At 54.3% G+C, this 2,453-nt stretch carries 2 protein-coding genes; both read left to right on the forward strand.

What is annotated here, in order from left to right; genetic code table 11:
- On the forward strand, nucleotides 1–500 hold a 500-nt coding region (locus QZ197_RS14965; protein ID WP_296432954.1), incomplete at its 5' end, for a nitrogenase component 1.
- The coding region (locus QZ197_RS14970; protein WP_296432955.1) for a cobaltochelatase subunit CobN at nucleotides 490–2,453 on the forward strand (1,964 nt) is incomplete at its 3' end. The genes QZ197_RS14965 and QZ197_RS14970, both read left to right, overlap by 11 nt.

Below are 2,453 nucleotides of genomic sequence, written 5' to 3' on the forward strand. Positions count from 1 at the left end.
TGAGCCCCGAGATGATCCTTGGCACCCAGATGGAGCGCCACATCGGCAAGCGCCTTGGCATTCCTTGTGCCGTAATTTCTGCCCCTGTGCACGTGCAGGATTTTCCTGCCCGCTATTCTCCGCAAGTCGGGTTTGAGGGTGCGAATGTTATCTTCGATACGCTGATCCATCCACTTGTGATGGGTCTGGAAGAGCATCTTTTGACGATGTTCCGTGATGATTTCGAATTCCATGATGCGGCTGGTCCAAGCCATCACGGCGGGCATAGTCCGTTGCCATCTCAGGATGCCTCCGGCGGGAGTTTGGACAGCAAGATGATAGAGCCCGTTGTGCACGATAACATCATTTGGTTGTCCGATGCAGAGCGTGAATTGAAGAAAATACCGTTCTTTGTGCGTGGCAAGGCCCGCCGGAACACCGAAGCATTCGCTGCCGAAAAGGGTCTTAACGAGATCAATCTTGATACGCTTTATGAAGCAAAGGCACATTATGCGCGATGAAGTGATCCATCAGCCGTACCGTGTCGTGATTGTCACGCTTGATGCGCATGCGGCGGGCCCCGCTTTGCGTGTGTCTTCGCGTTTGGCGCCTGATTTTCCGGGTTTGGAAGTGCAAGTTATTGCCGCAGCCGAATGGTCTGAATGCCCCGATGCTTTAGCGCGAGCCAAAGAGGCCGTCGCCCAAGGCGATATCATTATCGCAAACCTGCTTTTCCTAGAAGAGCACGTCAAAGCTATCTTGCCTGCTATGCAGGCCCGCCGCGACAGTTGCGATGCAATGTTGGGTGTTATTGCCGACGGTGAAATCGTTAAGCTGACCCGCATGGGTGACTTGGATATGTCAAAGCCTGCCAGTGGCGCCATGGCTTTGATGAAAAAGCTGCGCGGTTCAAGCAAAGCAAGTGCCGATTCAGGTGCCAAGCAGATGAAAACACTGCGCCGCTTGCCAAAGATCCTAAAGCTGATCCCCGGCAAGGCGCAGGATATGCGTGCTTGGTTCTTGTGTATGCAATATTGGCTGGGCGGATCTGACGACAATGTCGAACAGATGATCCGCTTTTTAATCGGTCGCTATGCGGACCGCGCTGATTGGCACGGCGCAAAGGCCGACTTGCCGATCGAATACCCTGATGTCGGTCTCTATCATCCTGATCTGCCTGATCATCATATCGTCACCGATCTCGCCGACCTTCCTGCCCCTGCTATCCCTGTTGCGACGGTTGGCCTGTTGATGCTTCGCTCTTATATTCTGGCTTCTGATTGCGCGCATTATGATGCGGTTATCCGCAGTTTTGAGGCAAAGGGTATGCGGGTAATTCCTGCGTTTGCGGGTGGCCTTGATGGGCGTCCAGCGATTGATAATTATTTCCAAGGCCGTGTTGACGCAATGGTGTCGTTGACCGGATTTTCCTTGATTGGCGGCCCTGCTTACAACGACAGTGACACCGCTGTTTCTGTGCTGAGCGCGTTGAACGTGCCTTATATCGCGGCGCAGCCACTTGAGTTTCAAACGCTTGGTCAGTGGGCCAAAAGCGGCCAAGGGCTTGGTCCGATCGAAACCACGATGCTTGTTGCCTTGCCCGAGATTGATGGCGCCACGAACCCAACGGTCTTTGCGGGCCGTCACGGTGTTGATGGTTGTGATGGCTGTGCAGTGCGGTGCAAAGCGCAGTCTGATTGCAAGGCCATGGCGCCTTGTGACGAACGTATCGCCAGCCTTACGGAAAAAACCCTGCGGTTGGCGCAATTGCGCCGCAAGCAGAATGCCGACAAGAAAGTTGGCGTTGTTTTGTTTGGTTTCCCGCCAAATGCTGGCGCCGTTGGTACGGCTGCCTACTTGGCTGTTTTTGAAAGCCTGTTTAACACGCTGACCCGCATGAAGTCGGACGGTTATACGCTTGATGTGCCAGCGACTGTCGATGATTTACGTGCGATGATTTTGCAGGGCAACGCTGCCCAGTACGGCCAGCAGGCCAATGTCGCAGCCCATGTCGATGCCGATACGATCGTGCGTAAAAGCCCCCATTTGGCAGAGATCGAAGCAGCTTGGGGCCCAGCACCGGGCAAAATCCAATCTGACGGGCGTGGCGTTTTTGTGCTGGGCCATCACTTTGGCAATGTGTTTGTCGGCGTGCAGCCTGCATTCGGCTATGAAGGCGACCCGATGCGGTTGCTGTTTGAGCGTGGTTTTGCGCCGACACATGCCTTTGCGACGTTCTATCTGTGGATGCGCAATACATTCAAAGCTGATGTGGTTTTGCATTTTGGTATGCACGGCGCGCTTGAATTTATGCCTGGCAAACAGGCTGGATTGGGTGCGCAGGACTGGCCAGATCGCCTGATTGGCGAGATGCCGAATGTCTATCTTTATGCCGCCAATAACCCGTCTGAGGCCACATTGGCCAAGCGTCGTTCAAACGCGATCACGATCACACATTTGACGCCGCCTTTGAC

Source organism: Yoonia sp. (genome assembly GCF_017854415.1).
Taxonomy (GTDB): Bacteria; Pseudomonadota; Alphaproteobacteria; order Rhodobacterales; family Rhodobacteraceae; genus Yoonia.